At 48.3% G+C, this 25092-nt stretch carries 25 protein-coding genes; 20 read left to right on the top strand and 5 right to left on the bottom strand.

Annotated elements, in window-relative coordinates; all coding sequences use genetic code 11:
- Nucleotides 1-7: 7 nt before the first annotated feature.
- On the bottom strand, nucleotides 8-541 hold the full coding sequence (locus LSG31_RS04625; protein ID WP_347438232.1) for an acyl-CoA thioesterase: 534 nt from the start codon (nucleotides 539-541) through the stop codon (nucleotides 8-10).
- 228 nt (nucleotides 542-769) lie between these two features.
- On the opposite strand from LSG31_RS04625, the gene spoIID reads away from it, so the two are divergent.
- From spoIID to LSG31_RS04575, 10 genes are all read left to right on the top strand, one after another.
- Nucleotides 770-1813, top strand: coding sequence for a stage II sporulation protein D (gene spoIID, locus LSG31_RS04620; protein ID WP_347438231.1), 1044 nt, complete (start codon nucleotides 770-772; stop codon nucleotides 1811-1813).
- 116 nt (nucleotides 1814-1929) lie between these two features.
- Nucleotides 1930-2271 (top strand): UxaA family hydrolase, encoded by a 342-nt coding sequence (locus tag LSG31_RS04615; RefSeq protein WP_347438230.1) that lies wholly within the window; start codon nucleotides 1930-1932, stop codon nucleotides 2269-2271.
- 3 nt (nucleotides 2272-2274) lie between these two features.
- Nucleotides 2275-3426, top strand: coding sequence for a UxaA family hydrolase (locus tag LSG31_RS04610; protein ID WP_347438229.1), 1152 nt, complete (start codon nucleotides 2275-2277; stop codon nucleotides 3424-3426).
- A gap of 14 nt (nucleotides 3427-3440) precedes the next feature.
- A complete protein-coding gene (locus tag LSG31_RS04605) occupies nucleotides 3441-4493 on the top strand; it encodes an Ldh family oxidoreductase (protein ID WP_347438228.1) in 1053 nt (350 codons plus the stop codon).
- Nucleotides 4486-5169, top strand: coding sequence for a FadR/GntR family transcriptional regulator (locus LSG31_RS04600; RefSeq protein WP_347438227.1), 684 nt, complete (start codon nucleotides 4486-4488; stop codon nucleotides 5167-5169). Before LSG31_RS04605 ends, LSG31_RS04600 begins: the two co-directional genes overlap by 8 nt.
- A gap of 89 nt (nucleotides 5170-5258) precedes the next feature.
- Nucleotides 5259-6140 carry a hydroxyacid dehydrogenase gene (locus LSG31_RS04595; RefSeq protein ID WP_347438226.1) on the top strand — a complete coding sequence of 294 codons (882 nt, stop codon included), beginning with the start codon at nucleotides 5259-5261 and terminating at the stop codon, nucleotides 6138-6140.
- Nucleotides 6141-6214: 74 nt separating this feature from the next.
- Nucleotides 6215-7465, top strand: coding sequence for an MFS transporter (locus tag LSG31_RS04590; protein WP_347438225.1), 1251 nt, complete (start codon nucleotides 6215-6217; stop codon nucleotides 7463-7465).
- A gap of 265 nt (nucleotides 7466-7730) precedes the next feature.
- Complete coding sequence (locus LSG31_RS04585) at nucleotides 7731-8165, top strand: AbrB/MazE/SpoVT family DNA-binding domain-containing protein (protein ID WP_347438224.1); 435 nt, start codon at nucleotides 7731-7733, stop codon at nucleotides 8163-8165.
- Nucleotides 8107-8403, top strand: coding sequence for a type II toxin-antitoxin system RelE/ParE family toxin (locus LSG31_RS04580; RefSeq protein WP_347438223.1), 297 nt, complete (start codon nucleotides 8107-8109; stop codon nucleotides 8401-8403). Before LSG31_RS04585 ends, LSG31_RS04580 begins: the two co-directional genes overlap by 59 nt.
- 177 nt (nucleotides 8404-8580) lie before the next feature.
- The gene (locus LSG31_RS04575) at nucleotides 8581-9324 is read left to right on the top strand and encodes a M23 family metallopeptidase (protein ID WP_347438222.1); all 744 of its coding nucleotides are present in this window, start codon (nucleotides 8581-8583) and stop codon (nucleotides 9322-9324) included.
- Nucleotides 9325-9443: 119 nt separating this feature from the next.
- On the opposite strand, the gene LSG31_RS04570 is transcribed toward LSG31_RS04575, so the two are convergent.
- Together LSG31_RS04570 and LSG31_RS04565 are read right to left on the bottom strand one after the other, a co-directional pair.
- A complete protein-coding gene (locus tag LSG31_RS04570; protein ID WP_347438221.1) occupies nucleotides 9444-10355 on the bottom strand; it encodes an S-layer homology domain-containing protein in 912 nt (303 codons plus the stop codon).
- A 199-nt stretch (nucleotides 10356-10554) separates the two neighbouring features.
- Nucleotides 10555-11262 carry a ribonuclease FAU-1 family protein gene (locus LSG31_RS04565; protein WP_347438220.1) on the bottom strand — a complete coding sequence of 236 codons (708 nt, stop codon included), beginning with the start codon at nucleotides 11260-11262 and terminating at the stop codon, nucleotides 10555-10557.
- Nucleotides 11263-11404: 142 nt separating this feature from the next.
- Between LSG31_RS04565 and spoIIID the strand changes: the two genes are divergently transcribed.
- The 6 genes from spoIIID to fabZ all read left to right on the top strand — a co-directional run bounded on the left by spoIIID (nucleotide 11405) and on the right by fabZ (nucleotide 16275).
- A complete protein-coding gene (spoIIID, locus tag LSG31_RS04560) occupies nucleotides 11405-11713 on the top strand; it encodes a sporulation transcriptional regulator SpoIIID (RefSeq protein ID WP_347438219.1) in 309 nt (102 codons plus the stop codon).
- Between the two features lie 165 nt (nucleotides 11714-11878).
- Nucleotides 11879-12904, top strand: coding sequence for a rod shape-determining protein (gene mreB, locus LSG31_RS04555; RefSeq protein ID WP_347438218.1), 1026 nt, complete (start codon nucleotides 11879-11881; stop codon nucleotides 12902-12904).
- Between the two features lie 55 nt (nucleotides 12905-12959).
- Nucleotides 12960-13898 (top strand): flagellar hook-basal body protein, encoded by a 939-nt coding sequence (locus LSG31_RS04550; protein ID WP_347438217.1) that lies wholly within the window; start codon nucleotides 12960-12962, stop codon nucleotides 13896-13898.
- Nucleotides 13899-13913: 15 nt separating this feature from the next.
- Complete coding sequence (locus LSG31_RS04545; RefSeq protein WP_347438216.1) at nucleotides 13914-14771, top strand: flagellar hook-basal body protein; 858 nt, start codon at nucleotides 13914-13916, stop codon at nucleotides 14769-14771.
- Nucleotides 14772-14977: 206 nt separating this feature from the next.
- On the top strand, nucleotides 14978-15529 hold the full coding sequence (gene pgsA / locus LSG31_RS04540) for a CDP-diacylglycerol--glycerol-3-phosphate 3-phosphatidyltransferase (protein ID WP_347438215.1): 552 nt from the start codon (nucleotides 14978-14980) through the stop codon (nucleotides 15527-15529).
- 320 nt (nucleotides 15530-15849) lie between these two features.
- Nucleotides 15850-16275, top strand: coding sequence for a 3-hydroxyacyl-ACP dehydratase FabZ (gene fabZ / locus LSG31_RS04535; RefSeq protein ID WP_347438214.1), 426 nt, complete (start codon nucleotides 15850-15852; stop codon nucleotides 16273-16275).
- Nucleotides 16276-16335: 60 nt separating this feature from the next.
- Here fabZ and LSG31_RS04530 read toward each other — a convergent pair whose 3' ends face one another.
- Complete coding sequence (locus tag LSG31_RS04530) at nucleotides 16336-17097, bottom strand: RNA polymerase sigma factor (RefSeq protein WP_347438213.1); 762 nt, start codon at nucleotides 17095-17097, stop codon at nucleotides 16336-16338.
- 429 nt (nucleotides 17098-17526) lie between these two features.
- Here LSG31_RS04530 and LSG31_RS04525 point away from each other — a divergent pair, with 429 nt between their 5' ends.
- A complete protein-coding gene (locus LSG31_RS04525) occupies nucleotides 17527-18207 on the top strand; it encodes a hypothetical protein (RefSeq protein WP_347438212.1) in 681 nt (226 codons plus the stop codon).
- Between the two features lie 102 nt (nucleotides 18208-18309).
- Here the strand turns inward: LSG31_RS04525 and LSG31_RS04520 are convergent, their stop codons facing one another.
- Entirely contained in the window at nucleotides 18310-18960 is a 651-nt protein-coding gene (locus LSG31_RS04520; RefSeq protein WP_347438211.1) for a YigZ family protein, read from the bottom strand.
- 194 nt (nucleotides 18961-19154) lie between these two features.
- Here LSG31_RS04520 and LSG31_RS04515 point away from each other — a divergent pair, with 194 nt between their 5' ends.
- The 3 genes from LSG31_RS04515 to LSG31_RS04505 all read left to right on the top strand — a co-directional run bounded on the left by LSG31_RS04515 (nucleotide 19155) and on the right by LSG31_RS04505 (nucleotide 25040).
- Nucleotides 19155-20252: a glycosyltransferase gene (locus tag LSG31_RS04515; RefSeq protein WP_347438210.1), complete on the top strand. Its 1098-nt coding sequence runs from the start codon at nucleotides 19155-19157 to the stop codon at nucleotides 20250-20252.
- A 719-nt stretch (nucleotides 20253-20971) separates the two neighbouring features.
- The gene (locus tag LSG31_RS04510) at nucleotides 20972-23392 is read left to right on the top strand and encodes a copper amine oxidase N-terminal domain-containing protein (RefSeq protein ID WP_347438209.1); all 2421 of its coding nucleotides are present in this window, start codon (nucleotides 20972-20974) and stop codon (nucleotides 23390-23392) included.
- A 115-nt stretch (nucleotides 23393-23507) separates the two neighbouring features.
- Nucleotides 23508-25040, top strand: a complete 1533-nt coding sequence (locus tag LSG31_RS04505; RefSeq protein ID WP_347438208.1) for a stalk domain-containing protein — start codon at nucleotides 23508-23510, stop codon at nucleotides 25038-25040.
- The last annotated feature ends 52 nt before the right edge of the window (nucleotides 25041-25092 follow it).

Here is a 25092-nt window from a genome sequence, read left to right as displayed (position 1 = left end):
CAAAAGCCTATATCCACACGCCCTTTTGAAAAGGTGGAGACAAGTCGATTTTGGAAACGAGGAAACTCGTTTCTTCCCGTCTCCGCTTCCGTTCTTCATAGCGAATGGGGGCTGTCTTGTACAATTCGATTTCCAGTTCGGTTTCCGGTATCACTTCCGGCACCATGGCAGATTTGCCATGTTCGTCAAGGGCGACAAATGTCAAAAATGCGGTTGTTGTTACAGTCCGCTTGGCAGACAGCAATTCTTCGCTGATCACCTTCACGAATACTTCCATCGATTTGCGGCTTGTCCATGACACGAAAGATTCCAGACAAATGGCGTCGCCCATTTTGACAGGCGCCAGAAAATTGACCGAGTCGGTGGAAGCGGTCACGACCGGCATGCGCGCATGGCGGGTAGCGGATAACGCCGCGATATCATCGATCAGTTCCATTACTTTTCCGCCGAATATGGTTTGATGCATATTCAAATCTTCCGGCATCACATGCAATGCTTTGATTGCTCGGGAATCTTTGCAATATTTTTTCGGTCGTTCCATCCAATTCATTTCTCCCTTTATGTACGTTCATGAAGATTTAACGAAATACAAAATGCACAAGAAAATCATACCAAAATCAAATCACATCAAAATCATACCATACCATACGTTAATTTCAACGAATGCGCAGTGTTTCATGCATGGATCACCGGGATTCATAAATCCGGACAATGTCCAATATACATAATGTTGCAGTCGATTCAAACTCTGTTCTCGAGGAGGAAACGCATGCGACGTTATATTGGCTGGATTGTTGGATTTATGGTTGTCTCCACAGTAATCGTACCTTCCTCCCTCGTCGTGTTGTTAGGGAAAAAGCATGGAGCGCCGGTGCCGGCAGCTGCGCCTGAACAGTTGCAGACATTCACAGGCGATGCGCAAATCAAGGTCTATATGACAAAAACGGGACAAGTTGTCACAATGCCCCTGGAAACGTACGTGGCCGGAGTGGTAGCCGGGGAAATGCCGATTACCTTTGAACTGCAGGCGTTGGAGGCACAGGCGATTGCTGCACGCACCCGGGCGGTCAATACCTTGATCAACCATATTGCGCCGAAGCTTCCTGCGGCAGCGCAGGCAGGTGCGAATATTACGGACAGTTATCGTTACGATCAGGCCTATTCTTCCGATGAGCTGTTGCGGCAAAAATGGGGAAGCGACTATGAGGCCAATCAGAAAAAAATTGAGCAAGCGGTCAATGCCACACACGGTGAAATTTTGACATATCAGGGCAAGCCGATTGATGCCCTGTATTTTTCCACGAGCAATGGGTATACGGAAGATGCAAAAGATTATTGGGGACATGACGTCCCCTATTTAAAATCGGTGCCAAGCCCCTGGGATTCGGTCGCTCCCCGCTTTCATCAGGAAACGGCCATTCCGGTTTCCACTGTTTTGGAAAAATTGCATATCGATTCGATACCGGCTTCGACGGGAAATTCCTTGCCGATGAAAGTCTTGGCAGAATCACCGTCAAAGCATGTATTGGAGATGCAAGTGGGCGACAAGCGATTCACCGGACGCCAGATTCGGGAAGCGTTGGGTTTGAATTCTACCAGCTTTACATGGAAAGTCCAAAACAGGGAAGTGTATTTTGACACGTCAGGCTACGGCCACGATACGGGCATGAGCCAGTATGGTGCCAATGGCATGGCAAAAGAAGGAAAAACAGCTACGCAGATTTTAACATACTACTACCAGGGTGTCCAAATTACCAATGCGTACAGTTACCTGGTTGCGGCAAATGTGCCGGTCAAGCAGCAGACCCGTTAAATGATGCTTGATAAAATCCCCAAAAATCCTCAAATATATAGTCTTTTTTGCGCGCTTCTCAAATATATAGAAGTATCAGGTATGTGATACTACCACTTCAAAAAGGAGCGAGCCGCATGCAAAAGGAAAGTTTGCAAGTTGCTGCACTGGATCAGCAGCCGTCTGGTGCCGAAGTACAAACACACAAATTTTTGATTCACAAAAAAGGAGATCATGTCGGTGTTGTAACAGAAGACATCAGCCAGGGCGAAACGGTGATCGGGTTTTATATGGACGATGACAGCATGGTCGAGGTGATCGCGAAAGCAGATATCCCGCTTGGACATAAAATTTCTGTCGTACATCTGCAAGCGGGCGATGCCGTGATCGAGTATGGCCTGCGGGTAGGATTGGCGAGAGAAGCGATCGAACCAGGCGATTATGTACATGTTCACAATATCAAAAGCGCGAGGTGGTAGGAAATGGAGCAATTATACGGATATCGTCGGGAAAATGGAGCAGTAGGCGTTCGCAATCATGTGGTGGTCATTCCGGTTGATGATTTATCAAATGCGGCCTGTGAGGCGATTGCCAATAAAGTGCCGGGCACAATCGCTTTATCACATCCCTATGGGCGTTTGCAGTATGGCGAAGACCTGGAATTGCATTTTCGCACATTGATCGGCACCGGCCGCAACCCCAATGTAGCTGCTGCCATCGTTGTCGGAATCGAAGAAAATTGGGCGAAAAAAATCGCCGATGGAATTGCCGAAACCGGAAAGCCCGTTGCCTACTTTGGCATTGAAGGATATGGGGATTTTGAAACGATCCGCCGCGCTTCCTGGAAAGCAAAAGAATTTATGCAGCAAGCGAGTGAATCGGTAAAAGAACCGGTCGATTTTAAAGATTTGATCATAAGCATTAAATGTGGGGAAAGCGATACCACATCCGGGTTGGGTTCATGCCCCACAGTCGGCGTTGTGGTCGATCGTCTCGTCGCTGCCGGGGCAACCGTACTGTTCGGGGAGACTTCCGAGCTGACGGGCGGCGAGCACCTGATTGCAGATCGAATGGCGACTGCCGTCCTGAAGCAAAAGTTCATGAAAACGTTCAATGACTATGTTTCCTTCATCGAATCCCAGGATGCGAATCTCCTGGGCAGCCAGCCGACACAGGGAAATATCAAAGGCGGATTGTCGACGATCGAAGAAAAGGCGATGGGCAATATCGAGAAAACCGGCACATGTCCGGTTGTCGGTGTGCTGAAGCCGGCAGAAGCGCCCAATGGACCGGGACTGCATTTCATGGATACGTCTTCGGCCGCCGCCGAGTGTATTACGTTGATGGCAGCAGCAGGAGCCGTACTGCACTTCTTCCCTACAGGGCAAGGCAATATCGTCGGACATCCGATTGAGCCGGTGATCAAACTGACGGCCAATCCGAAGACCGCCCGCGGCATGCGTGAACACATCGATCTGGATGTAAGCGGACTTCTGGCACGAACCATACATCTGCAGCAAGCGGGCGACGCGTTGTGGGATGTGATGGTGCGTACCCTCAATGGCCGTCTGACTTGTGCGGAAGCCCTCGGACATCGGGAATTCGTATTGACAAGACTCTATCCGAGTGCCTAAAGGGATGATCCGCGATGCGCTACAGTTGGAATGAACTTCATCGGTTTGCCAGCCAGTGTTTTCAAGTGGCAGGGGTGCCGCCGGCAGATGCGGAATGGACGGCTGAGGTGCTGGTGCGTGCAGATTTTACAGGCGTCCACACACACGGATTGTCCCGGTTGTCGGCATATATACAAGGGATCCGGCGTGGTGTGATCAAAGCAGCGCCAGACACGGCATTGGAAAAACGGGCACTGTCTGTCGCAACACTGGATGGAGACAGCGGGCTGGGGCCGGTCGTGGCCAAACTTGCCATGGAAGCCGCCGTCGACTTGGCGAAAGAGACGGGGATCGGCATCGTCACAGTCAAGCGGGGCAACCATGCAGGTCCTTTGTCTGCCTATATCGACTTGGCGACACAAGCGGAGATGATCGGCTGGGCGTTTTCCAATGCCCAGCCGGCCATACCGCCGTGGGGCGGCAGGAAAGCGTTTTTCGGCACCAATCCCATCGCATTCGGGGCGCCGACCCACTGCCATTCGCCGGTAGTGTTGGATATGGCGACAAGCAAAGTCGCCCGCGGCAACATCATACTCGCAGCCAAGACGGGGCAATCGATCCCGGAGGATTGGGCCATCGATGAAACCGGCTGTCCGACCACAGATGCGCAAGCGGCGCTGCGCGGGGCCGTATTGCCGATGGCCGGACCCAAAGGATACGCACTGGCGCTCATGGTGGAGATCCTGAGCGGCGTTTTGTCAGGCGCCGAGATGGCGCCGCATGTCGGGTCGATGTATGACAAGGAGCAGCGGGAGCCGGGAACGGGGCTCTGCTGTATTGCCATCAACCCCCGCAGCTTTTTTGACGGCGACGAATTTTATCGGCGCATGGATGTGCTCGTGGATGAGATCCACCAGGTTCCGCCGGCAGATGGCTTTTCCTCCGTGCGAATTCCTGGGGAGCGCCGTGTCCGGTTGGAACATCAAGGGCGGCAGGAAGGCATTGCGCTTGAGCAAAGCACACTCGACGAATTAAAAAAATTAGCGGAAGAGCTTCATATCGCCTGGAGGGATGACCTATTTGTTTGAACCTATTTCCAACAACATGGCATACAGCAAAAAAATAGTATCCCAAATCACAGATGCGATCGTTCGCGGCACGCTCAAGCCAGGCGACCGCCTGCCGACTGAGCGGGCGCTTGCCGAACAATTTGGGGTCAGCCGGACAGCCGTCCGGGATGCGATCAAGTTGTTGGCCGGCCGGGGCATTTTAATGGTTCGCCACGGTGTCGGAATATTCGTGGCCGAGTCTCAGTCCACGTATGGAAATATGGACGAAGCATTGAGCGGCAAAGCAGGGGCGATCCAGGATTTATTTGAAATCCGCAAAGTATTGGAATCAGAAACGGCGTATTGGGCGGCGGAACGTTCCACACTCATGGAAATCCAAAAACTGCAGGCGATTCTTGACGATGCCTTTGCGCACAAACGGGATTTGGCGATATTGGGAGAACGGGACGCCCAATTTCATGTGGGTCTGGCGGAAGCATCCCAGAATCTTGTATTGGTCCGCCTGATGCTGACGATGCTGGACCTGCTTTCGGAAAGCAGAATGGAGTCGCTCTCCATCCGCGACGTACCGCAGCAATCCCTGGTGGAGCACCAGGCGATTCTCGATGCGGTCAAAACAAAAGACGGCTCACTGGCGAAACAGCGAATGTTCGAGCATTTGACGCGGGTCGAAGCATCGATCCGCGGCAAATAAACAGATAAAGGAGATATGAATGCATGCGCATGGTGATTACGGAAGATGTCTGGTGGAACGTTCCTGATTGGATCACCGCCAAATATGATGTGATCGGGGACCCCACCCTTTACGGCAAACCGGAGGCATTGGCCGATCTTGCGGCAAACGCGCAAGCTCTTGTCATTCGCAACAAGACGCGCATCGACCGCCAGCTTCTGAAGCAACTGCCACAGCTCCAGGCCATCGGGCGGCTGGGTGTCGGACTCGACAATATCGATATAGCAGCCTGCCGGGAACGCGGGGTAAAAGTCATCGCGGCCAGAGGGTGCAACGCAAACGCCGTCGCCGAATACGTGTTCGCCTGCATGTTGGAACACGCCCGCTTTTTGCAGCGCTGTGATGAGGCCACGCGGGAGGGGCACTGGAATCGGCTGCTCTGCATGGGACGTGAGCTGAACGGGAAAACCCTGGGGCTGATCGGTGTCGGGGATATCGGGCAAAGGGTCGCCACGCGTGCACGCGCCTTTGGCATGCAGGTGATCGCATACGACCCCTTTGTCATTAAAACACACAGTCTGATCCAGGACTTTGGCGTCCGGCTGGACACACTCCGGCAGGTCTGCCGGGAAGGGGATTACATTTCCATCCATGTCCCCTTGACTCCGGCAACACATTCCCTCATCGATGAAGCCCAACTCGCAGAAATGAAAGAAACAGCCGTTCTCATCAATACCGCACGCGGCGGAATCATCCATGAATCAGCACTCCATACAAGCTTGCAAAATCATCCAAACCGATATGCATTTCTGGATGTCCGGGAAAAAGAGCCGCCGGCAGCCGATGACCCTTTTCGACAGCTTCCCAATGTCATACTGACTCCACACGTAGCAGGCATCACACAGGAATCCTCACAACGGGTGGCAGAGATGATCTTCGAAGATATCGATCAGGTGTTGCAGGGACAACAGGTTTTGACGGAGGTGCAGTGATTTTTTTTAAGCAATCATGAATCCGCTTTCAAATGAATATAGCGTATCAAACACTCACTGAGGGGGTAGAACTGATGAAAGGTTTCCGCGGCGTGAAACTTTGGATTTTGTTTCTGGTCTTCGCCGGAACGCTGATCAATGCGATCGATCGCTCAAGTTTGGCGACGGCCAATACGTTTATCGCCAAAGATCTGCATCTGGACATGACGACAATGGGCATTGTCTTATCATCCTTTGGCTGGACCTACCTGCTTTTCAATTTGCCGGCGGGCTGGCTGTGTGACCGCTATGGCACCAAAAAAGTGTATGGAATCGCCGCCTTTATCTGGTCGATCGCATCTGCCTTGACGGGGTTGGCGCGCGGACTTTCCATGTTGTTGTTCAGCCGGCTGATTGTCGGCGTCGGGGAAGCTGCCAACTTTCCGGCGGCTACCAAAGTGATCGCGGAAAATTTCCATGAATCAGAGCGGGGCGTTGCCACTGGCACGTACCTGGCCGGCTTGCGGCTTGGATTTGCCCTGACGCCGGGCGTCATGGTCGGACTCATGCTGGCATTTGGCACCAAAGCACATCCGGATTGGCGCATGGCATTCTATATTACGGGGATCGGAAGCTTGATTTGGGTGCTGCTCTGGTTCCTTACATTCCGTGAAAAGGCTCCCATTGCAGGGCTTATGAACCAATCGGCTGCAGAGAAAGTATCCGTTTCCAAAATGCTATCCTATCGAAATACGTGGGCCATTATCTTCATTAAATTTTTCCAGGACTATTTATACTATCTATACCTCACATGGCTGCCCGGATATTTGATTAAAGCCCGCCACCTCGATTTGAAAAGCGTTGCGTTTTATGCCACAGTGCCGTGGATTGCCGGAATGCTGGTACAGCCGGTCATCGGGATCATTTCCGATAAACTGATTAACGCCGGCTATAATATCACCAAAGTCAAGAAGACAATATTGGTCGTCATGCAGGTCATATCCGTATCCATCATCATCGCTGCCAACGCCCAATCGGCAACGACAGCCGCCTGGATACTCGTGCTGGCGATGGCAGCCGAGTCTGCATCGACAGCGATTCTTTGGTCGATTCCGCAAGATCTGGCGCCCAAAGGCGGTGCAGGGTCCCTTGGCGGCATCATGAATACAGCAGGCGCGGTCGCTGCCATCGTCTCGCCGGCGTTTACCGGATATATCGCGCAACACTACGGATTCGCCGCAGCACTGATTTTGGGCGGCCTCATGATGGTCGCCGCAGCGCTCGCCGTGCTGTTTTTCCTTGGCAAAATTCAGCCATTGTATGCGGGGGATCAGAAAGGCGTGTAAAGAATTAGGCAGCCGTAGCTGTTCAAGAAATCTTTTGATGTTAGATTGACATATGTTGTATATTACGATACAATCTCCTTACTGAGTAAGGAATGCGCCTTGAATGTACGAATGTCAGAAGCAAGTGAAACATTACTAGTGACCTTTACGTAAATATTGATGATTTGATGGCGAAAATAATGGCTTATTCCACTAAACGTACTATTGATAAGGAAATGCCAGATAAAACGATAACGGAGCCTAAATTGAAAGAGTGAAAAGTAAAATGATGAATAAAATAATTTTTGATCTGGATCAAGTGCAAGAACACAGGGATATTAAAATTACCAGTAAAAGACAACTCACGATTCCAAAAAGTTTTTTTGATCATTTAGGTGTTGAAGAAACGGTTCAAGCATATTTGCTAGAGGATGGCATCTTTCTTAAACCAGTTCGTCATCGTACCAGAACTGTTTCTGATTTGGACATCGAGAGTATTGTACGAAAAGTAATATCGGATGGTTATACCGGTGAAGAGTTGGCAAAAGAAATAGCTTATCGGATTAACGAATACAATAAGCAAATGGAAAAACGTATTCAACAATTCTTGGATGACATGAAAGCTGATCCGGAGTCGGAGGATGGAGAAGGAGAAGATTTTAATGGCCTCGACATATTCTTCGACAAAGAAGATGGATCGATTGCTCAAACAAGCAAGTAGGAAGGCGCCGCGATTGTATGATGAATTATGTACACAACAGTATGTAATCGTCCAAAATCCGGGAATTGGGTCGTATCTCAAAGGTGATTTGCAAGGGTTTCAGTCTTACGATTTTAAATTTGATCAGGTATCTTTGCGAATTTGTTATTTGTATTCCGAAAGTAATGATCATATAACGTTTGTCTACTTTGGAACTCGCGAAAATTTTTATGATGAAGTAAAGAGATACTTAATCTGATAATCGAGCAGATCCATGAATTGATCCATGGATCTGCTCGATTTTTGTCAGGTATCAACTTTTTCATTTCCCCATGCATAAAAAACAAGAAAATTACAAAAAATTTTTAGTTATCGATGTTTCATGTGTATATCTGCCAAGCGGTTTGGCCACAATGGCTTAATGAGGTGATATCACATGAATAATCAAGAAAAAGAAAAAAATCAGAACAGTCAAGAAAACACATCAACTTCCCGCAAAACTACACATCAAAGCGGGCGCAACAAATTTTTCTCGAAGCGCTGGGCATTCCCAGTCATGTACCTTGCGGCAGCCGGTCTCATCATCAGTCTGATGTACGTGAAAACAAATCATCAAGCAAGCAATCCGCCATCAGACGTAGCTCAAAACACACAGACGCAAACGCAGACGAATCAAAACTCTGCACCTGCCAATCCGTCAGCGGCAGCAAACGCCGCTCCAAGCTTTCAATGGCCCGTTGGCCCGGATGCGGCAAATGCCAGTGTAGTCGTCGGATACTATGATGAAACATCGACTGACGCCAAAGCGCAGGCAGCAGCTCTTGTCAACTATGACAACCATTTTTACACACACAATGGAATCGACATTCAGGCGCAAAATGATGCCACATTTACTGTATTGGCAGCAGCAGCCGGCCAGGTGACAAATGTAGAAGACAATCCGTTAAACGGCCAAACCGTTGAAATCACACATCCGGATGGATATGTGACAGTCTATGCGTCCCTCGGCAAAGTGGATGTCAACAAAGGCGATCAAGTGACACAAGGACAGCCAATCGGTGATAGCGGCTATTGCAAATTCGAGGCGAGTGCGAAAAACCATCTCTACTTTGAAGTGCGCAAAGATGGACAAGTCATCAACCCTGCCTCTGTTTTACCGGCAAAAGCAAATACGCATTAATTCGATAATAGGCGAACATAAAAAGATCAGAGAGACAATTGCCCTCTGATCTTCTTTTTATTTGGAAGTTGTCAGCCTTTAAAAATTGGCGCTGTTTGAGTACTTAGTTTGAGTACGTATCAGTCGTTGCTGTGGTCTTCTGTAGTGATCGTTGTGGAAGCGGAATCTGTGCTTGCAGCCGAGTTATCCGTGCTGTAGTTGTCGTTGGAAACGGTAGACGAGCCATACGTATCGGTCGTTACTGTAGTAGTTGGATTGTCTCCCGGTACGACGACCATTTGACTTGAAATGCGATCCAGCAATACAGCGGCTTCTGCACGGCGCAATGGGCGCAATGGCGCGAAATTGCCGTTGCCGTCGCCTTTCATCAAGTTATTCGTGATGGCCGTAGCGATATATGTCTGCAAGGAGCCTGGAACTTGATCCAAATCCTGATAATTTGCGAGTACTTGCTGTACCTGATCGGAGGAATCCGGTTGAACCAGGTTCAGCTTCTCCATGATTTTTACAAGCGTTACAGCCACATCTTCCCGGCGCATCGGTTGGCTTGGATTGAAATTGTAGCCGCCGCTCAAGTTTGCAGTCGCATCAAAATAGTCTTTTGTCGCTTCGACATATGGGAATGCCCAGTTTGGTTTGCCGTTTGCAAGAGTCGGCGGCACATCTGCAAAATCCTGAGTTGCAGTCGTCGATGTTTGCAAGCCGAACTGCTTTGTGACCAATACGGCGAATTGCGCCCGTGTAATGGATTGGCCCGGATCAAACTGATGTTTACCCATGCCTTTGATAATTCCTTTTTTCGCCATGTCTTCAATTGCTTTTGCTGCCCAGCGGAAATTGCCCAAATCATTAAACGTAATGTTTGTCGTGAAATTGTAGTTGGTAGAGTTGTCTTGAATGTTGATGCTGTTGTGGTTCCCGCGCATATGTATGCCATGAAAATTATAGGTGGAAGCAAATGCAGGAACGGTACCGCCAGCGATTGTTGCGATTGTTGTGACTGCTGTTACTGTTGCCAATAGTTTTTTCATGATTCAATCACCTCGTTAAATAATGGATACTAGACTATACGTTGGTAGATTGACCAATTGTGGGGGTAACCTAAAAATTTTTTTAAATTTCAAAAAAAAGTTTTTTGATTCTACGACTGACATTCGACTCATAGGATATAGTACGAAACGGGAGACTTGTCTGATAGAGTCAAATACAGCCGGATTCGCCAACGTTTTGTCAAAGGTCTGTTTCTGCGAACCTGGCGGCCTGGCGCCGCCGGTGCCACAAGCGTTCCGAGAGCGGCAAGACCTCATGCAGGATTTGCGGGTAGTTGCGAACCAGATGATCCTTTGCCGACATGATGTACGAGAGGATCTTTGGCTCGATGTCCGGCGGAATTTCTTCTTCATCCAATATGCGTACGCGCCATGCTTGTTCCTGTTCTTGTACGGGCAGCATCTGTTGTTCAGGGATCTCTTCTCGTGCAGTCACTTGTTCTTGTACAGTCACCTGTTCCTGTACCTGTATCGGAACGTTTTCTTGGCGGATCAATACATCGACGATCAGGTCGCGCCAACGAAGCACAGTCCCGGAGATCTCCGTTTGATCGGAAATATTGAAATAATAGGCGAGAGTTTCACCGGTAGGATCGATCATATGGTAGAGATTGTAAGGTCGCTCCGTCCAATAATAGGCGAATGTCACACTGCCTTTGGGAATCCGGATGCCCAATGATTCACTATGGTAGGGCTCGGTCATTTCATAATATAAAATGGCCCGTTGGCAATGGCTGCCGGTGCTTGCGGATGTTTGTGTCCGTTCACACAAACGGCAGGCAAAAAAGCTGGAAGGGCCGTTATACCGCCGTTTTTCCTCCTGTATCTGCGGCCAGAAATTTTTATTTTCTTCCTTTATAGACTGCGAATGCTTGTCTTTGCCTGTCATGCTTGGATTCCTCCTTGCCTTCCCATTTGATTTTGCGAAAAAATCCGCTTCAGGGCTTGTCACGTCTGCAACTTCCGGGAATATGCTGTACACCCCCTCATATAATGTATCAGACAATCCAGAAATGGGGGAGGCGAAGGGCGTGCACGATTACATCAAAGAACGAACTTTGAAGATCGGCGAATATATCGTAGAAACCCGCAATACGGTACGAACGATCGCAAAAGAGTTCGGAGTTTCAAAAAGTACCGTGCATAAAGATCTGACCGAACGGCTACCCGAGATTAATCCTGATCTGGCCAACAGGGTCAAAGAAATTTTGGAGTACCATAAGTCGATCCGCCATTTGCGTGGTGGTGAGGCGACCAAGAAGAAGTATCGGCATGAGGACACAAAGGCGCATTCGTCGAAAAAATTTTCTGTCCATAGAGGAGTTTCCTCTCCGCTATAGAATGTATTTCTAGCGCGAATTCTAGCACAATATGTCGAATCATCGTCGTATCGAAAAGGGATCCCGGGATTTACAGAGATGCACTGGAACGAATGACATAGGGTTGACGCCGTAGCAAAGGAATTCGCTTATCTGTCGAGAGGACTTAAGGAGGATTTTTCGTACATGTTCGGGAAAGACATAGGTGTTGACCTGGGGACCGCGAATGTATTGGTCCATGTGAAAGGCAGAGGGATTGTATTAGATGAACCATCTGTAGTTGCCATTGAGAGCCAGACGCGGCGAGTGGTAGCGGTCGGTGAAGAAGCTCGCCGGATGCTTGGACGGACACCCGGGAACATCGTTGCTATTCGCCCATTGCGTGAAGGCGTGATCGCAGATTTCGACATTACCGAGATCATGCTGCGGCACTTTATTCAGCGCACCATCGGCAAAAATATGTTTTTGCGGCCTCGTGTCATGATTTGCGTACCGGCCGGCATTACGTCAGTCGAGCAAAAAGCGGTGCGGGAAGCAGCGGAGCGCACAGGAGCCAAGGAAGTATTTTTGATTGAGGAGCCGAAAGCGGCTGCGATTGGAGCTGGTCTGGACATATTTCAACCAAGCGGCAGCATGGTGGTGGACATTGGTGGAGGCACGACAGACGTAGCGGTTTTATCTTTGGGAGACGTCGTCACCTCCAATTCTATTCGGGTAGCAGGGGACAAGTTCGACGAAGCGATCATTCGCCACATTCGCAAACACTACAGTTTATTGATCGGAGAACGGACGGCAGAAGAGATCAAAATTCATATCGCATCCGTATATCCGGGTGCGCGGACGGAAGAGATCGACGTACGGGGTCGGGATATGATCAGCGGATTGCCCAAGACGGTTACGGTCGGATCAGAAGAGATGCGGGAAGCCCTTGAAGAGACAGTGGTAAATATCATCGCAACAGCCAAGCACGTATTGGAACGCACTCCCCCAGAGTTGGCGGCCGACATTTATGACAAAGGCATTGTATTGACAGGCGGCGGCGCGCTGCTGTACGGATTGGACCAATTGATGGTCGATCAGCTGCAAGTGCCTGTACATATCGCGGAAGAGCCTATGTCCTGTGTTGTCAGAGGCACCGGGATTGCATTGGACAATCTCGATAAAGTATCGCGCTCCCTTTTAAACAACAAGAAAAAAATCGGTGTCATATAAACACGTGACTGTATAACCGGATCCTGATATGGCATGACCGTGTTCATATAGAAGGATGAAAGAAGAAACGGAAAAAGCGAACAGACGAAAAAGGCAAATATACGGAAAATCAGAACCGAAAAACGAAATCGAAAGTCGGGTGATACGGATGATTCGCGGATTGTATACAGCCGCATCGGGAATGATTGCAAATCAACGGTTGCAGGAAGTGATCAGCAATAATCTGGCGAATGCCGATACGCCTGGCTATAAGGCGCAGGATGGAGAGTTGATGGCGTTTCCCGAGCAGTTGATGGAGCGCATCAACTATGGAAGAGGATTGAACATGAATTCTGCCGCGCCAAACCCCATAGTAGGCAAGATGGGAACGGGCGTGTGGCTGCAAGAGACATTGTCCCGGTTCACGGAAGGGCCCTTGCAAAAATCGGACAAGCCGTATGACTACGGGATTGTCGATGCTCCTTTGCATACGTCTTTTTTTGCTGTCAATGAACCGAATGTCGGACCCATCCTGACACGGGACGGCCATTTTGTCAAAGACGCCGACAACCTTCTTGTCACGGCTTCCGGACAACGGCTGCTGGCCATTGACAGCAAAGGCAACCCGGTCCCGAATTCCGGCATCCAGGTACAGCCGGACGGGACTACGGCAGCCGTACAGGTCGACGGCAATGGCCAGCCGACCAACAAGCCTTTGCTGGATGGGCGCGGGCAGCCGCTGCAAGTGAGCAATTCCGTGGCGGTCGTCGATGTGGCCAATCCAAATCAATTGGTTCCATATGGGGACAATGGTTACACATATGGCAATGCCGCATTGCAACCGGGCACGGCTGACGTTCGGCATGGCTTCATCGAACAATCCAATGTCGATCCCACACAGACGATGGTCTCCATGATCAATGTGATGCGCAGTTATGAAGCGAATTCCAAAGTCATTCATACAATCGATCTATCGATGGATAAAGCGGTCAATGAGATCGGACGAGTCGTATGATAGGAGAGAAGATACATGCAAGCACTATGGACGGCGGCGTCAGGGCTTTTAAGCCAGCAAAGGCGGATCAATGCGATCTCCAATAATCTGGCAAATGTGGATACTGTGGGCTACAAAAGCCAAAGCGTATCGTTTCAGGATTTGCTGTACAGGCAATTCGATCAAAAGCAAATGCCGACAATGGCTCAGACAAATCCCGCGACATTGACACGTCTCAGTCCCCTCGGTCTGCAACTGGGTTCCGGGGTGGCGAACACCGGGCCGGAAAATGACTTCTCCAATGGGGCCATGAAAGTAACGTCTCAGCCCTTGGACTTTGCCATTCAGGGAAACAGTTTCTTTGCCGTACAAGTGCCTGATGGTACAGGGAAGACAACGCTCGCCTATACGAGGAACGGACATTTTCAAATCGCTGAGGCTCCGGACGGCAAACAGTATCTGGCGACAGATCAGGGCTACAAAGTGACAGACGCCAATGGACAGCCGATCGACCTGACCGGAATCAATCCGGCATCGATCCGCGTGTACCCGGATGGTACGCTGGAATCGGGACAAAAGGGACAGCTGACCAATTTGGGGCAGGTGGGATTGTTTTACTTTGGCGATCCGGAGACTGCGCTAAGGCCTGCCGGGAATAATGTATTTGCAGCAGTTGCCGGAACGCCTGCGCCGATGAGCCAGTTATTGGCTGTCACCCCGCAAGATACACAGAATTTAGGAACCATCCATCAAGGATTCCTGGAGCAATCCAATGTCGATACGATTCAACAAATGACGGATCTCATCCAGACACAGCACGCCTTTGAACTGGATGCCAAAGCAATCACCACAGCCGATCAAATGATGGCGATCGCGAATAATCTCCGCAATTGATGGGTAAAGTAAACATGCGGATCGAGGATAAAGGACAAGCAAAAGAGAAAGGCGGATGGCTACTCGGACCCCATCTGCCTTTTTGCGCGTGTGGATTTATACATTCAGATTTATACGTTCAGAAAGTCATTGTATTCGGAATGACATTTGCCTGATCCCTCGACATATAGGTATACTACATGTTGGTATTGTGAGGTGAATGGAATGTGAATTTGCCAAACGCAATCACTATGCTGCGTTTTTTACTGATTCCATTGTATTTGGGCGTGTTTTTCGAAAGCTTCGATCATCATATCCTGTATGCGCTGCTGATCTTGCTGTTCGCGGGATTGACTGACGTATTGGATGGACATTTGGCGCGCAGATATGGCCAGATCACGGAGATCGGCAGCTTGCTGGATCCGCTTGCGGATAAATTGATGGTGTTGGCTGTTTTCCTGTCCCTGGTCGTTTCACATGCCATACCGGATCTGCTGGCAGGGCTGATTCTGGCGAGAGAATTGGGAATGATCGCAGTTTCCGCTTATTTTCATGTGCGCGGCAAAAAAACCGTCCCTGCCACCATCTGGGGCAAATCCACAACCGTCCTGTATTATCTGACCATTCTCACTATCATGTTTGGCTGGTCATTTTCCATCGTACTGTTGTGGTTGACCGTTGCAGTATCGTTTCTGACAAGCTTTGTCTATCTGACACAATTCCGCCTTTTGAATCGACCGGTAGAGGTAGATGCGGAGCGCATGGAAGGATGGGAATAAAAAGCACCCGCCGCCCGCAGCGGAGGTGCTTTTTATATAAACTTCCCAGCCCCGGGGCTGTAGAAGATACGACTATTGTGTGTTAAATCTCCCATGTCTATACTAGAAGAGGATGTTCAAAAAGTAGTCAAAACTCCACGGCGGTTTGCTTTGCCGAATCCCAAAAAGGCTTACTCATGTACCAAACACGTACACTCCGTCGCCTTTTCGTGCTTCGGCTTCGCACTCCTTGTGTCTTACTTAACCACTTTTTGAACACGCACTAGAAATGAAAAAGCTGGACATTTGGACAGGAGTGCAAGAAAGGACGATTCATGAACATGTACAATATTGAACAAATCCAGGAGATCATACCACATCGCCATCCGTTTTTGCTGGTCGATAAAATCCTGGAATGCGAACCGGGTGTCAGTGCAGCCGGCATCAAAAACGTGACGATGAATGAACCATTTTTTCAAGGGCATTTCCCGGAGTACCCGGTGATGCCTGGTGTATTGATCGTGGAAGCACTGGCCCAAGTGGGTGCGTTTGCCCTTTTGTCGAAAGCGGAATACAAAGGGAGAATCGCCTTCTTTGCCGGCATTGACGGCTTGCGTTTCCGCGGACAGGTACGGCCTGGCGATACGCTCCACTTGGCTGTAGAGATCACCCGGTTAAAGGCGCGCATCGGCAAAGGAACAGCCGTTGCGAAAGTCGACGGACAAGTCGTATGCGAAGGGGAAATCATGTTCGCCATCCAGGAGTAGGCGCAAAAGCAGGTGATTGCTCCTGCTGTTTCCCTGCCGGGTCAGCCTTTTGGCGGAATCTCAAAGATTCCGCCACCATGCCCGCAGCTTCTGCAGCGCCCGTTTTTTCCACGTCTTTACCGTTTCCACGGAGACGTGACATTCGAGGGCCAATTCCCCCGGCTTTTGCCTCTCCAACACCAAACGTATAACAGCCAAACGTTCCCGCTTGCTTAAAGAATGAAACATTTCTGACATTTCTATGAGGTGAAAGTATTCCTCTGCCAATGGACAAGGCAGCAAAAGCATGGCATCCATGCCGTTTTCTTCGTCTTGCGCAAGGGCAGGCAGCACTTCCCTGGATTCTCTGCGCTGTGTGCGTGTGCAAAAATTCCACAATGCAAAACGGACCCTTGCGTCTACATAGCCGGGAAATGCGATGCCCCGTGCGGGATCGTATTCGACCGCGGCCAGATACAGTGCGATGAGCGCTTCCTGCCACAAGTCTTCCATGTGTGCGTGGCGGTAAAATCGCCCCATCATCTTGCGGAGCAACGGCCGAAACATCTCGGCCAACTCGGCAAACTTTCGTTCGTCACCCGCCCGGACCGCCGCTGCGAGCGCTGTCCAGTCGACGGCATCCCTTGTCTGTGATGCCTGTGATGTCTGTGATGTCTGTGTTGTCTGTGTTGTCTGTGTTGTCTGTGCGGCATCTCCCGATGTTTGCGGGGACTTTGCAGATGCCAGATTGGACTCGCTGCAGTCGGTGGCAGGAACATATGCATGCGTATCGTCATGAGTTTCACTTTGTGCAATTGTATCAACATGGGTATGTGCTTTCATAAAAGGGTATCCTCCAATGGGGGCCGGCCCACCGGATGTTCGCGCAACCCAAAGTTACAATGGTTTCCTATGGCTGTCGATTTGCCCAAATGCAGAAAATGAACGATTAATCAGCGAATTAATTGATCATCTTGTAAATTTGTTAGAACATTTTATTAATTAAACCAAACAAATATTGACTTTTTGGAAAAATATATGAAAAGATAGACGTAGATTGATTTTATACATTTGTATAAAAGAGGATGTTCAAAACGTAGTCAAAACTCTACGGCGGATTGCTTTGCCGAATCCCAAAAAGGCTTACTCATGTACCAAACACGTACACTCCGTCGCCTTTTCGTGCTTCGGCTTCGTACTCCTTATGTCTTACTTAACCACTTTTTGAACACGCACTAAAATCAAATGTCAATGGCTTTGAGGAGGGGAAGTATGGGCCGAGGGCAATCATTATTTCGCTCGATCAAACTGGAAACGCCGGAGATTGAGAGGGATGTAAAGCGAATCTCCTGCGTCCTGCCGTTTTACAAGGATGGAGTCGGCAATATAACGAAAGTGCTGTATACAGACGGGACATTGGAAGAACGCCTGTATTCAACCGATTTTTGGTCATCGAGATTTACCAAATTTCACGGGGAATCCTCGCATAAAATGTCCTGGTTCAGCGAGCATTTGGGGAAATATCGGAATATCCCGATTCCCGTCGGAGCGACGATCCTGTTGCCGCTCAAAATGCGCTGCCGGGAGCGGGTGCGGGGGGATGGCACCATAGGCTATTTCATGATGGATACGATTACGCAAGTGATCAAGTCTGTGTACATGCAAACGCTGGATGCCGGCTACTTTGACGAATATCCGGATGCCAAATGCGCCATATTGCTGCTGGATCGGTTTCTGGTGCCTTGTTTCCAGGCGTATCAAAAAGTGATGGCGAGCATGAATGACGGACTTGCGATTCAGAAATTACTGCAGGACAGCCGGCAGGAAATCGCTGCGAGCAGGCCTCTTGGGAGGGAGCGGGACACCCGGTTCCGGTTCGATCCGGGCGGGTTTTGCGCGGAGGGGTCCGCTCCCTATGCCGGCGATTTGATCAAAATACCGCTTCCCAAGTGATAGTGCAGGATAGGAACCGGAATGTGAATAGCCGGAATTTAAATTGCCAAAAGGTGTATTTGGACTGCAAACGATCCAGGAATCTGCGGACGCGTAAGTTCTTTATACAGGCACACACACATACAAGGGAGTATCCGGCTGCAGTTCCGCCTGTCCGTTGGTGAGGTTTGTGACTTGCTTGACAAATGCTTCCGTGTCGTCAGACGGTACATGGACAAGCATTTTGACCCGATCGGCAAATTGGGTGTCAGCGACGATCCAGGAAGCGTTGCCCGCGATCAGATGCTCGAGTTTGCCATGCCAGCCATAATCCAGAACGACCCATAGCGCCTGATGCAGCTCCTTGCGGACAATTGTCGCAGCATGCAAAGCGGCTGCGGCCGACTGGCTGTATGCGCGGATCAATCCGCCGGCGCCGAGGAGGATGCCGCCAAAATACCGGGTGACGACGACAACTGCGTTTTTTACTTCTTCCTTTTTGATCACTTCCAGGATCGGCTTCCCGGCAGTGCCGCCCGGCTCTCCGTCATCATTGGACTTTTGCATCTCATCCTGTGAGCCGATACAATAGGCATAACAATTGTGCGTGGCATCCCAGTGTTTTTTGCGAATGGTCTCGACGAACGCCATCGCTTCCGCATCCGAGGATACGGGCTGCGCATACCCGATAAAGCGGGATTTCTTGATCAAAATCGTCTCTTCTCCATAGCCCCGGATCGTGCGATAGGAAAGAGGCGGATGTGACGGATTCATGGCAAATCTCCTTTCTCTGCTGCTATTGTCATAGCATGACCATGTACCATGTATACCATATCCAAATTGTCATACGCTATAAAAAACGAAGTTCATGTTTAATTCCGATTCAAAAAATGATATAAAGGATATAGTCTACACAGGAAATCTGTGGCTGAATGTTTAAAAACTTTACGTTAGGGAGTTGACTGCGCGTGTCGAACAAACCCATCCGTGTGTTATATATCATAGGCGGCGGGGAATTTGGAGGAGCCGAACAACACGTGCTCAGTCTGATGAAAGGGTTTGAAGCATCTGCAGTCACTCCGCAAGTGGCCTGTTTTTATGACGCCCTCTTTGCCAAGCGGGTGCAGCAGGCAGAGATTCCTGTGACATCGCTCGGCCAAGGCGTTTTCAAAAGTTTTCAAATTCTTCGCAAAATCATTCATAATTTTCGCCCGCAAATCATACATACACATGGAGTGCGTGCAAACGTATTGGGAAGAATCGTCGGCAAAGGATTCGGCATACCGCTGATCACGACTGTACACAGCTGCTTTGCACTCGATTATCCCAAGTATCTCAAGCGCACGATTTTTTACACCTTGGAAAAAGCGACAAGACCGGCAGTGCACACATATATTGCCGTGTCTCGCGCGATGAAAAAAGACCTGGTCGAGCAGCATGTGCATCCGAAGAAGATTCAGGTCATCTACAACGGCATCGATACGACCCTTTTCGTACCGGGGCGGAAGGCGCAGCGCGATGCGGCAAAACAGCATACGGCCAACGACGATCGGCCGGTCGTGCTCACAGTCGCCCGTCTGCACCCGGTCAAAGGCCACAAGGACCTGCTGCAAGCGATCGAGCATGTGCAGACACCGGCCCGCTATGTATTCGTCGGCGACGGCGAAATGCGCCCGGAGCTGGAGAGCATCATTCGGGAAAGAAGCCTGCCTGTGGACATGGTCGGACATCAAGATGCGATCGTGCCGTTTTACCAGCAAGCAGATCTCGTCGTACAGCCGTCCATCTCTGAAGGATTCTCCTTATCCATGGCGGAGGCTTTGGCATGCGGCGTGCCGGTGGTGGCAACGCGAGTCGGCGGCTGCATCGAAATCGCCAGCCATGTGAAAAGCGGTGCAAGCCTTGTGAAAGCAGGCGATCCTCTGGAGTTGGCCGCCGGAATCGACCGCATGCTGCAGCAGCCGGAGATGCCGGATCGAAAAGCGATTGAACGGATGTTTTCCATTCAGCAGATGTGTGAACATACATACAATCTGTACGAACGCGTGGCAAAACACCACAAGTAGACAAAGTTTGACAAAAACAGCGAAATAAAGTAATGTAATGGCACTGATGCAATAAAAAAATAATATTTTTTATAGAAAACACTTGCTAGTCTCTGACAATTATACTAAACTTTATAATTGAAGCATTGTCTAGTAGTGGATAGTATCAATTTGCAATGTTTCTCGTGTTTTGGTAAACTTGTAATCCATTGCTAGTGTTAGGAAAACCGAGGAAGTCCCTTTACGAACGACCGGGCAATCGGTATACTACAGGAGCAGGATACGAAAGCGGTGTTGCCAGGGAAGAAGAATGTTTCCACAACATTCCGATTTACGAAATACCGCAAAGCCGCTATACTGCAAGAGCAGTGCAATTTAGAAGACAAACTCCACAAAAATTCCACAAGTTTCTCAAAATCAGAAAAAGGAATTTGCAAGGGTTTGTCGAAATTAGAAGTATGACAGCGTTTAATAATTTGCTATACTTGATAGCAAAGTAGATAAAGTTACACTGAAAGGAGGGATGTTGTCCTGCTAGGGCGACCGATCTTGCATGACAGATACCTCGAAATGCACAGCTATCATGGAACGGGGAGAAAAGATTGATAGAGTGGTATACAAGAGATTCTGTTGGATACATAGCCTGTGTGGGGACAGCAGTAACGGATTTAGCAACACATACGTTATGAAACATCCTACTCGATTCAGATGAAGGTTTTTAAGGAGGAGAAAGAAAGTATATGAATAAAGGTAAAAAACTTTTAGCAGTAGTTTCTACAGCAGCAATGCTGGCATCTTTGGCTCCGGCAGCTGGCTTCGTAGCTACAAACGCAGCTTATGCAGCAGGCAACGGTAGTCTTTCCGCAATTACGGTTCCGAATGTCAACAGCTCCAATCAAACATACAACTTCGGAACAGTAGATATCTTTATTCCTAAAGGCACATTGCTTCCAGGTGGCGATAATCAAGTAACAATTACATTGCCAAGCGGATTGCAATTCAGTGATGCTGTAGGTTCTAAGACAGTATCTACTACTGGTACTGCTACTGGCTCAACAGACTCGGAAATTTTCTATGATGCCAGTGGCAATACAACCAACGTAGCAAATGATGTTTATGGATATTCTCCATTCAACTCTACTGGCGCTACTTTAACAACAACTACACAGATTCTATCTGCTACGACAGCAAAAATTACTGTAGACCCAAGTGCTGCAACAACTGACGATGCTCATGTGTATTTGAAGTTGTCAAATCTTAAAAACGTCGGTGTAGCGAGCGGTCCTGTACAAATCGGATTTTCAGCAGCATCTGACAGCGTATTGCCTGCTGGAACTGTTACAGTAGCGAATGTAGTATCTTCCGGTCAGGTTGATCTCGCTGCTACTGATACACAAAGTTCAAGCGACAACTTCACTTTCAACTTGCATTTGACAGAAGAAGTTGCAAACTCCATGCGCTTGTCTTCTGACAGCTTGAAATTGAAATTGCCAAACGGCTTTAAGTGGAGCACAACCGCAGCTGGCAGCATTGTAAATATCTTTGGTGACAATGCTAGATTAGTAACTACAGCTGATACAAATCCTGGTTTCCAAGTTAGCGTAACTGGCGCAGGTACTGATACACTTTACGTTAATGCAATTGGTGAATATAACTCTGCAACTCAAACATATGTCGGTACACAAGCAGCGTCCAGTTGGAATATCCCATTAAATTTCTATGTGGATGATTCCTCTGTAGCAAAAACCGGTGATGTAGTAGCTCAGGTAAACGGTTCTTCCACAGTCAATACAGGGACATTGACAGTTGGTACCTACGGAGAATATGGCGGGGCAGTCAGCGCTAGCAGCAAGCCTTCATTGGTAGCTGGTCAAAAAGAGCAGCAAATCAGCGATATTGCAATTAAAGAAAATGTTGCCGGTTCGTTTGTAAGCAACCGTACAATTGAATTGACATTGCCAAATGGCGTTCGTTGGGAAAGTCCATTTGAAAATTCTACTAATATTGCAAATGGCAGTTATACAGGTTCCATCAGCGGTACAAATGGTCTTACGATTTCGAAAGTAGAGTATACAAATACAGACCATCGTACATTGAAATTAACTGTACAAAGTTCTGAAAGCTCTAACTCCACAAATCCTGGCGAAATCGATCTGAAAAACTTCCAAGTAGCGATTGCTCCAAACTTTAGCGGAGACATGGCTCTTCAAGTAGGCGGTTCCGAAGGATTGACTGGCAATGTTACTGTTGCAACTGTACAAAAGCCTGTTTCCATCAGTGTTGCTAGCAAGCCGAACGTAACTATCGGTGCAGCTGGGCAACAAATTGGCGATATTACTTTGACAGAAAATGTCGCATCCGCATTTAACAAAACAACTGTGAATGGTACTACTTACAACTATGTTCACCTTGAATTGCCTTATGGTGTTCAGTTTAGCGGTACACCTGATGTTCAGGTTACAAGCGGCGATTTGAAGATTAAAGATGTAACATCAGGACTTGGCAGCAACAATAAAGGGTACTTGGACTTCTATGTAGATTCTTCAAGTACTACACCAAGTACTATTACAATCAAAGCTCCGCAGCTTTCCTTGGATCGTACTGTACCACAAGGCGATATTTCTCTGAAAGTAAAAGGGAATTCAGTAGGATATACAGCATACGCTATCGATGCTGGTTCTAACAACAACTCCTATGCTGTTGCGAACTGGAATTCAAATGATACAACTGCTGCTAGTGCAGTCGTTGCAACAGTTGCTACACCAGCTCCGACAGATACAACATCCAAAGCAGTATTTACGATTGGCAATGCATCTTACAGTGTTAACGGACAAACACAAACTGCTGTTGTTGCTCCGTTCATCAAGGATAGCCGCACATTTGTAGGTGTTCGTGATGCAGCAAATGCACTTGGCATTGATGCAAGCCACATTGTATGGAATAATGCAGACCGCACAGTTACAATCTTCAATGGCAACCGCATTGTTCAGATGAAGATCGGCAGCTACCAAATGATAATTAATGGCGCTACTATATCGATGGATACAGCTCCTGCGATTGTTAATGACTACACAGTATTGCCAGTCTCTTGGATAGCTCAAGCACTCGGTGTAAATGTTAGCTGGGATGCAGCGACTCAAACCGCTACATTCGGCAACTAATAAATTGCATTAAAAATCAAATAAAAAAGGCCTCCATCAGGGGGCCTTTTTTAATAGAAAGTATATTAAAAAGGATAGTGTAATGTTCGAATTATCTCCGTAAGGAGGGGAATCAATGAAGAGATTTACAGCAGGCATTGCTTTTTCAATCATGATATTGAGTAGTACCCCTTTTGCATTTGCTGACAGCAATTCTGTCGCAACGAATTCTGCATCGGATATTAGCATTCAAATAGACGGGAAAGTACAAGCGATTCAACCGCAGCCAGTGATCGAAAATGGGTATACACTGGTTCCGTTGCGAAGTATTTTTGAAAAATTAGGTGCGACAGTTTCATGGGATGCTCCTTCCCAGACAGTTACAATAGCAAAAGATACAAAGCGAATACAGATTGCTGTGAATTCTGATTTTGCAGTTATCAATGGAAGCAATGTAAAAATCGATCAACCTGTACAACTGGTCAATAATAGAGCCATGATTCCGTTGCGATTCGTTAGTGAAGCATTAGGAGCCGACGTGGAATGGGATGGAGTCAACCGAACCGTATTAATTTTTTCCAAGGGACTCAATTCAGCCTTGACAAATTCAGGCGCTGGTTCAAGTACGTCAGCAACAGGAGTTCCGCTAACATATGATAAAGCACTTAGTTTGGCAATGGAGAACAGCTATCCTGTCAAAAGTGCTTCTGCAAACATTGATCGGTCAAAGCAAGTACTGGATCATTACTCGGATAATGTGAAATACTCACCGGCGGCTGGTGGAAACGCGATGTCATCTGCGTTATATGCGACATATGCGGCAGATAATATCAGTTATCAAAATGCGCAGAAAATTTATGACTTTACACAAGAATCTCTTGCGTATGGTGTAAAACAGGCATATAATGGCGTACTTCAGGCTCTGGAAGGGAAAAAATTGGCAGATTTACAGTTGCAGAATGCGACTTTACAACAGCAGATAGCGTCAGCCAATTATCAGAATGGCGTCATTGGGAAAATCGATTACGATCAGGCGAATACTGCTGTAACTGCGGCACAGTCCAATCAGCAGGCTGCGAGTAAAGCAGTTGACAATGCATATCAGCAGTTCGATCAATTGACGGGGCTTCCGACGGATGCGAAACCGCAATTGATTGATATTCCGCAAATGACACCGCTGGCACAAACGGATGTGAATTCAAAAGTAACACAAGCGGAATCCCAAAGCCCGTTGTTGTGGGTTGCAAATCAAAACGTTGACTTGGCTAAATTAGGTTTAAAACAGTATACGTTTAACGTCAAAACTGCCGACCCATATCAGGCAAAACAAATTGATGTAAATTTAGCCTCCTATTCTGCTGCAGATCAGCAGAAGCAATTGGATCAAGTCGTTAGATCCTTATATTATCAAATCAAAGGTATGGAAGATCAATATAGCAAACTGCAGGCAGCAATTACATCGGATGAAGATGCATTAAAGAAAGAACAAGCTTTATATCAGAATGGAATGGCGATCCAAGCAGATGTCACAAAAGCGCAATTGGCAGTCGAAAGCGATAAGCAGCAAATGGTAATGCTTGCAGCGCAGCATGATAACGCCATGTTGGCGTTCCAGACACCTTGGGTAATTGCATCCAGTTCAAATTTCGGCAGTTCTTCAGCGAATTGAAGTACGAGGAACTAAATTGGTTAAATACTAGAGCGATTGAGTTGCAAAGTTT

The organism is Fodinisporobacter ferrooxydans, from assembly GCF_022818495.1.
In the GTDB taxonomy this organism is placed as follows: domain Bacteria; phylum Bacillota; class Bacilli; order Tumebacillales; family MYW30-H2; genus Fodinisporobacter; species Fodinisporobacter ferrooxydans.
Note: the sequence above shows the minus strand (reverse complement) of the source record. Positions and strands in the feature narration are given on the sequence as shown.